This window comes from Rhodococcus sp. T2V (assembly GCF_029269925.1).
In the GTDB taxonomy this organism is placed as follows: domain Bacteria; phylum Actinomycetota; class Actinomycetes; order Mycobacteriales; family Mycobacteriaceae; genus Rhodococcus_F; species Rhodococcus_F koreensis.
Genome location: NZ_JARJBD010000189.1, coordinates 1 through 7,762, shown reverse-complemented (window position 1 = coordinate 7,762; position 7,762 = coordinate 1). Strand labels below are relative to the sequence as shown.

The 7,762-nt window shown below is 66.0% G+C and carries 3 protein-coding genes and 3 pseudogenes; 3 read left to right on the top strand and 3 right to left on the bottom strand.

Features of this window, described 5'->3' with window-relative positions:
• Positions 1–316 precede the first annotated feature (316 nt).
• The 3 genes from P3H15_RS52455 to P3H15_RS52445 form a co-directional block, all read right to left on the bottom strand.
• Positions 317–1,408 carry a hypothetical protein gene (locus P3H15_RS52455; RefSeq protein ID WP_276144569.1) on the bottom strand — a complete coding sequence of 364 codons (1,092 nt, stop codon included), beginning with the start codon at positions 1,406–1,408 and terminating at the stop codon, positions 317–319.
• A 284-nt stretch (positions 1,409–1,692) separates the two neighbouring features.
• Positions 1,693–2,709 carry a S1C family serine protease gene (locus tag P3H15_RS52450; protein ID WP_276144568.1) on the bottom strand — a complete coding sequence of 339 codons (1,017 nt, stop codon included), beginning with the start codon at positions 2,707–2,709 and terminating at the stop codon, positions 1,693–1,695.
• A 991-nt stretch (positions 2,710–3,700) separates the two neighbouring features.
• Complete coding sequence (locus P3H15_RS52445) at positions 3,701–5,674, bottom strand: potassium transporter Kup (protein ID WP_276144567.1); 1,974 nt, start codon at positions 5,672–5,674, stop codon at positions 3,701–3,703.
• Between the two features lie 448 nt (positions 5,675–6,122).
• Between P3H15_RS52445 and P3H15_RS52440 the strand changes: the two are divergent.
• From P3H15_RS52440 to P3H15_RS52430, 3 pseudogenes are all read left to right on the top strand, one after another.
• A pseudogene (locus tag P3H15_RS52440) lies at positions 6,123–6,296 on the top strand (universal stress protein); the annotation flags it as partial.
• A 43-nt stretch (positions 6,297–6,339) separates the two neighbouring features.
• Positions 6,340–6,468: pseudogene (locus tag P3H15_RS52435) on the top strand (ATP-binding protein); the annotation flags it as partial.
• Positions 6,469–6,741: 273 nt separating this feature from the next.
• A pseudogene (locus tag P3H15_RS52430) lies at positions 6,742–6,873 on the top strand (Hsp70 family protein); the annotation flags it as partial.
• Positions 6,874–7,762 lie beyond the last annotated feature (889 nt).

Genomic DNA, 7,762 nt, shown 5'->3' with positions numbered 1-7,762 from the left:
CCACACACGAGGAGACCCGAGAGAACCAGGCGTCGGCCTCAAGGACGATTCGCTGGCACAGGACATCGGTTTCCACATCCCATGTCGGTCGAGACGACACGCATTCCCAGATATCGGGAGTGATCGCGCCTCCTCGATCACCTGGACCTCACACACTTCACGCGCTCACGTACAAATTCGGAGTGGGTGTGTGAACCCGCTGTCATCCGGTCCGTCAGCCAAAAGGCGATCGATTCCGGTGATGGATCGGTCGACGGTATATCGCAAACTTCGTCAGCGTTCGCGAATTGGGTCGCAGGTTCGTAGGCCGCGATCATCACGCCTCGTTCGACGGACTCCGCGTCTCCTCGATGCGTTGACGCTGCCGGACCCCGTACGCCGCCTCCTTGACGGCGGCGTCGTCCTCGAGACCCGACCCGAGGGCTCCACCGATGGTGGCGATGGACGCCAGCAACCAGGTGAGCGTGAGGTAGTCAAAGAAGTTCACCGCGTGCCCGAGAATGGGGGACAGCAGTTCCGGGGGAAGAGCGAGGCACGCGGTGAACAGCAGCAGGCCGAACAGGGCCACGTACAGCACGACGACGCCGATGACCAGGGTGACCACGGTCGCGGTGTTGTAGAGCACAGATCGATCGCGTTCCGCCGGCAACTTCGGCCGCTCCCAGAGTTCGTGATCGAGGATCAGCCAGAGGATCATCGCCACGATCGACAGGACGGTCGCCGCACTCATACGCCACGGACCCATCGTGTCGGCGAACAACCAGATCGTGTCGGTGGCCAGCGCGATCGCACCCGTGGCGAAGGCGCCGACGAGCACCTTCGACAGTCCGGTGACCAGCCGCCACGGCCGGTTGGCCCGCACCATCCCCGACAACAGTCGCAGCCGCCGCAGCCCCGAGGGCGCGAAGTACCGGATACCGTCCTCGGTCTGCGCGGACCGGAACAGTCGCGCCGCGCTGCCGGGGGGCATGAGGTCCGGTTCCCCGAGGACGCCGGCGATCGCGAGTTCGGTGACGGTGCGGACCCGGCGCTCGATGCGCAGACCGCCCACCCCGGCGACGGAGATGAGCGCGAATTTGTGGTCGGCGCTGACGTCGGCCACCACCGGCAGGGTGTCCTCGCGGCGCGGCAGATCGGTGAGGTACACAACGATGTCTTCCGCTTCGGAGGGCGGATCGATCGCGTCGATGACGTCTGCGAAATCCGCTTGCTCGTCGGGGAGGTACGGCTTGCTGCGTACGCACGTCGTCCACCGGCGCTCGGGGCGGTCAGGGCTTCGCAGGCGTTGCGGCAGGGACTCCGCGATGCGTTCGGCGAGAGCCGCCGGCGTGCCCGGATCCGCGATGAACAGCACCGAGACCTGCTCACCGGCCGCACCGGATGGCCCTCCCCGCAGGTGCTCATTCACCGCCTTCGCGTACCCGCCCGGTCTGCCCCCAAACTCCAGGCAGTGGGTGCGGGTCGATCACAGCGCGCCGCGGATCTCCGCTGCCTCTGTCCGGTAGAGACCTCCACCAGCGTCCGAGGATGCAACGTCCACACGACCGGGCACAATCGGCGGGATCTGGTGCGGTCGGCGTACCCGGCCGAACGGGCCCATCCGGTCAGTGGGGGTGTTTCTCAATTTCGGGGTCTGGTCAACGCCCACGACGCCCGCAACGTGCCAGGATCGGTCGCTCTTGGCATCGTCGTTCAGCCGGCAGGGCGGTCTGTCACGGTGACCGAGATCTGCTGGGTCTCGCCGCCGCGGAGCACGGTCAGGTCGACTCGATCGCCCGGGTCGACGGCACGGAGCGCCGCGATGAAGTCCTCCGCCGACTCGGTGTCGTGGCCGTTGACCGCGGTGATGACATCGCCGGGCCGGATACCCGCGGTCGCAGCCGGACCGAGCGGGACGACCTCGAGGACGACGACACCGCTGGTGCGGTCGACAGCCAATTGTTCGGCGATCTGCGGGGTCAGCGTGCCGGGCTGAATGCCCACGTACGCATGTTGGGCGGTCCCGGAGGCCAGCAGCTGATCCGCGACATCGACGACATCCGCCGCGGGGATCGCGAAACCCAGAGCCACCGCACCCGCCGCCGGGGGAATGTAGGCCTGGCTCATCCCCACGACCCGCCCTTGTCCGTCGATCAGCGCACCCCCGGAATTACCCGGCGAGATCGCAGCGTCGGTCTGGATCAGGTCGACCAGCGGCGCCCCGGTGGAGGCCGACCCTGGGATCTGACGGTGCAGTCCGGAGATGATGCCCGAGGTGACCGTGTCCTCGAACCCCAGCGGACTGCCCATGACCACCGCGAGCGCGCCGACCTCCGGCAGCGCTGTCTCGAACGTCGCCGCAGTCAGATCCGCGCGGTCCGCGTGAAGGACCGCGACGTCGGCCACCCGATCGACGGCCCGCACGTTCGCAGACACCTGTTGCCCGTCCGCGAAGGCCACGCTCACCTGCCGGGCACCCTCGACCACGTGGGCGTTGGTGACGATGGTGCCGTCGGTCTTGTAGACGATGCCGCTGCCCACACCGGACCCGGTGAGCACGGTGACAACCGAGGCCTCCACCTGCCGGACCAGTGCCGGCAGGTCCACGGCGGGCCCGGCTGAGGGGGTCGAGGTGGTGGGAGCCGAGCCGCCGCATCCCGCGAGGAGGAGGACCACGATCGCGACCAGCGGCACCCAGATCGAGGATCGTACGGTCGACGGCACCTGCATCAGCGACCGCCTCCGTGAGGTATCGGTCTCCTACAAGCACCTGCCGCCAGCGGGCCCACCAGATCAACATACCCCTGGCGCCGCCCGTGCCGGCCACTGCCGAACCGCTTCAATTCCAGGAATATGTGGTTCCATCACCGGACACCTGATCCTGTACGTGAGGATCATGGTCCTCCGAGATCGATGCGGCGATCGCCAATGCGGATGTGGTCGAGGCAGCGGCACCTGTCAGATCCGTGAGGATTCACGATTCTCGGGCGCCGATGCGGGGCGGACCGGTCACGGTCCGCTCGTCTTCGCAACCACATCCTCGGCCGGCATGTGAGTCTCCATCTCGCACACCCGTGCCGTTGCCTTGGATCGCTACGAAGGCTGATGGCCGTTTTGCCCGCCGCGTTGTGCACGAGCCGGACGAACGCACAGAAAAGGTGCGGGATCCCACTACCCCCGACGGCCGTGCGTTGGGGGTAGTGGGATCCGATCCTGACCGAGTGCAGTCGGGTCGAAAGGTCACCGTACGCGCGCTCGCGGCGTCCGGGCTCATTTGTTGCGCGGCGTGTCCGACACGGCGGCGGGATGGAAATCCCTGGGCGTCAAGGAAACCCGTTTGCTCGTACACGAAAAGTGGATTCGGCAGGAGGTATGGGCTACGTGACCTGGACGCTCCCGGTGAAGAAATACGGGGCCATATTTCCGAAGCATTAATTGATCTTCGGTCCGCTCGATTAGACCGGGCCATGTATCGATCCGACGCGGACTGGAGGACGAGCACATGGCAGGTATCGCGTCGAACTTCGACAAGGCCTACGAGACCCTTTCGGTAGACGAGCTCGCGCAGGCCCCGATCGCCGCGCTTCAGGGTGTGAGCGAATCCGACGCCGAACACCTCGAGGCCGCCTTCAACTCGAGACGGTGGCGGACTTGGGCACCAACAAAGTCCTTCCTCTGGGCGCAGGTCGTCGCCGAACTGGCGTTGGGCGGATCCACGTCCCTACACGTCGATTCGGGAACCCATGATCACCGTCCGCTCGCCTGGCAGGCGGAAGTACTCGGCAGCGTCGCCTGTGATGTAGGAGGCGGCGATGAACAGGCGCTTGCGCCATGTTGCCATCGTCGGTGCCGTCCCCATCGCCAGTTCGATCTTCGACAGGAAGTAGGAGGCGTCCTCGATCGCGATCGGACCCTCGGTGTCGACGGGCTCGAGCAGGCGCAACGCGTCCGGGATGTTCGGCGTTTCCATGTACCCGGAATACACTGTCACGAGGACGATCCCGTCTTCGGCGTAGCCGAGGCGATCGACCTCCGTCCGCTCCGTGTCCGGTACGCGCGGCACCGGCAGCGTGTCGATCGACAGGATCACCACGTGTTCGTGCAGCACGCGATTGTGTTCGACATTGGCCCGCATCGCCAACGGCGCGGTCTGCTTCCCGCGGTTGAGGAACACCGCAGTGCCGGGGACCCGAACCAGCGGCGGCCGACAATCGTGCAGCTGGTCGACGAATTCCCGTAACGATCCCTCCACCTGTCCCCGCGCGCGGGTGACGATATCCCGGCCGCGCTGCCAGGTGGTCATCACCGTGAACGCCGTGAGCCCGATCAGCAACGGCAGCCACGCCCCGTGCACCAGTTTGGTCAAGTTCGCCGCCAGAAACAGCAGATCGACCACCAGCAAGGCGCCGCCACCGATCACGACCAGCCACAACGGCGTGCCCCACTTGGTGCGGGCGACGTAGAAGAACAGCAACGTCGTGATCGTGATCGTCGCGGTCACCGCCATGCCGAACGCGTACGCCAATGTCGCCGAACTCCGGAAGGCGAAAACCAGCGTGAGCACCGACACCATCAGCACCCAGTTGATCCACGGAACGTAGATCTGCCCGATCCTCGACTCCGAGGTGTGCACCACCCGCAACCTCGGCAGGTAACCGAGCCTCGCCGCCTGCGACGCCACCGAGTAGGCGCCGGTGATCACCGCCTGAGAGGCGATCACCGTCGCCGCGGTGGCCAGTAGCACCATCGGCAACCGCGCCCAGCCCGGGGCGAGCAGGAAGAACGGGCTACCCACAGCGTCCTGGTCACCGAGAAGCAGCGCACCCTGGCCGAGGTAGCTCAGCACGCACGCCGGCAAAACCAGCAGCAGCCAGCCCCGGGTGATCGCCGGCCGTCCGAAATGGCCCATATCGGCATACAGCGCCTCGGCACCGGTGACCGCGAGCACGACCGCGGTTAACGCGAAGAACGCGATGCCGAAGTGCCCGAACATGAAGGTCAGCGCATACGTCGGCGAGAGCGCCCGAAGGATTTCCGGATGTCGGGCGATGCCGGCCACACCGCACGCCCCGATCGACACGAACCAGACGAACATCACCGGCCCGAACAACCGACCGACCGCCGCCGTGCCGCGCCGCTGCACGGAGAACAATCCCACGATGATCACCGCCGTGATCGGCACGATCAGCTCCTCCAACCCCGGCTGGACGACTTTCAGGCCTTCCACCGCGGACAGCACGGAAATCGCGGGTGTGATCACGCTGTCGCCGAAGAACAGCGCGGCGCCGAAGACACCGAGACCGGCCAGCACCGCGGTCACGCGACGGCCCCGCACCCCACCCAGGCGCCGCAGCAGCGTAATCAGCGCCATGATCCCGCCCTCGCCGTGGTTGTCGACGCGCATCACCAGCAACACGTAGGTCACGGTGACGATGATCATCAGCGACCAGAAGATCAACGACACGACGCCGTAGACGTTGTTCGTGCTGATCGGCACCGGGTGGGGGTCCTTCGGGTTGAACACCGTCTGGATGGTGTAGATCGGGCTGGTCCCGATGTCACCGAACACGACCCCGAGAGCGCCGACTACCACGGCGAGCCGAAACGTTTCCCGACCGTCCACCGCCCGAACGAGCGGACTACCTCCGGACTCAGTGGCCACGGTGTACTCCTCGTCTGCAGGTCCGGCTCCCATTGTCGTCCCGAACGCGCTAATGTCACCGCTCCGCCGCAACCTCCTGCAGGGATCACGAGACCGGCCGATTCCAAACGGGAATCGACGGTGTTCTTCGTGCGCTAATGATCCACCCACCCCGCTGCCGCCCGCCCACTTCATCTGTCAGCTATTTTTCGGCCGTACATCTGCGGGCGCAGGCCCTGGCATTGTTCCGCCCCGCCGGGGAGCCCACCGCCTGCGACAAACAGAGCGTCGCGTAGACCTGGGCTGGACGGGCCGGTGAATGTGCACAACGGTCACCGTTGACGTCGTCGGAAGAATAGGGACTGGCAAGGCCGCGGGTGGACCTCCGCCCCGAAGGCGACGACCATGGATCTCAGGACACGCCCTCCCACCGGGCCACCACCCGCCCAGAAGGTAGGGAACAACATGGCTGCCGACCGTCCGATCGTCGTCGGAACAGACGGTCCGCCCGGTCGTCATGGACGAACCCGCACGCGGCCTGCGTGAGGAAGCCGAGAATGCGCAGTTGCTCGTCGTCGGTAGCCGCGGGCGGGGCGGGTTCGCGAGCATGCTGTTGGGATCGGCCACCAGGGCACTGATGAACTCGGTCAACCGCCCACTCCTCATCGTCCGGTAGCCACCCCGCCCGCGGCCCATTGCCGGGACGAGTTTCGAGGTGAGTGGTGGTGGTGTTCGACAAGTTCGCCGACCAGGCACGCAGAGCAGTTGTCCTGGCCTCCGACGCAGCCCACGATCATCTCGGCACCGAATACCTCCTGCTCGCTCGTATCGACAACAGGTCGTCGGCCGGCTCACAGATCCTCGACGAAGCCGGGCCCGCGAGCTTGGACAGGCTGCGGGAACACGTTCTTCGTCAGGTCGCCGAAGACCGCCGCGAACCCGCTGGGCCGGGTCCGACCCACATCACCACCGTGCGGTTGACCGGCGCGAGCACACCCTGTGCACAGACGCGGCCGTCGGGGCGGGCCAACGCCTCGACAGATGGATGCGCGACCGCGTCGTCGACGCCCCACGCACCCCACGCCTCACGTATTGGCAGCGCAGCGAGCCGGGGTGATCGCAACGCCGAGGGAGCGCGTACGACGCCGTCGGTGGTGGCGTTCACCGAGAGCGGTGAGCGCCGGGTCGGTCAGCTCGCCCGACGGCAGGCGATCTTGAATCTGAAGGGCACGATCTACTCGGCGAAACGGTTCAGCCGAGGCACCGATCCCGCGACGAGGAGGACCACGATCGCGACCAGCGGCACCCAGCTCGAGGAACGTACGGTCGACGGCACGTGCATCAGCGACCGGTCCCGTACGACATCGGTCTCCTGCGTGCACCTACCGCGAGTGGGCCCACCCGATCAGCATACCCCGGCGCCGCCCGCGGCCGGCGACTGCCGAACCGCTTCAATACCCTAGACAACCGACATCGACGACCGCAGCGCCATGCCGCCGCTACTGCGAGACGGTCCATACCGTATCATGTTGTGCTACCGAATATTTCAAATCGCACTACGCTTGGTTTAGACCGATTCCGTTGCCGTCCAGTGGGTTATGGTGGAGCTGGATCCAATGGTTGGATAAACCGACAGTTGGAACATGATTTTCGCCGCTGGTTCGCTTCTGCGCCGGGAACTTATTCGTTCCATCACCGAGCACCTGATCCTGTACGTCAGGATGAAGGAGCCGCTGATCCCACTCCGCGACTGTACTGTCATGGCAGAAACGGCCTCCCCCTTTCGGCTTCCCGGGACCTTGTCATTCACCTCATCGGCTGGGAGAATGCTTAGTAGCGGGAGTTCTACTCATGGAAGCACCGGAGTAGCGGCTGCTGCCCGGAGTGCGCGTACCGGCCGCCTCGAGCGGGCGGCGGATAGTTGTGTCCCGGGTGGGATGTGGACGCCACCGTCTCCCGTTCTGTCGACGCTCACAGGCGGATGAAGAACTTTCAGGCGGTTGAGCCTCCGTGAGCTCAACCCGGTCAACCGACCGGCCGGACGCCGCACTGGTACGCGCGGGCTCGGCGAATCCCAAGTCATCGACGCCTAGGAGCGTGCTGAACTATCCGACAGCCGACCGCCGCGTGTCGAGCCGGGTT

What these genes read in the sequence shown, in the direction of transcription:
- P3H15_RS52450 (WP_276144568.1), bottom strand. Translation starts at nt 2,709, where the DNA reads ATGCAGGTGCCGTCGACCGTACGATCCTCGATCTGGGTGCCGCTGGTC.
- P3H15_RS52445 (WP_276144567.1), bottom strand. Translation starts at nt 5,674, where the DNA reads ATGGGAGCCGGACCTGCAGACGAGGAGTACACCGTGGCCACTGAGTCC.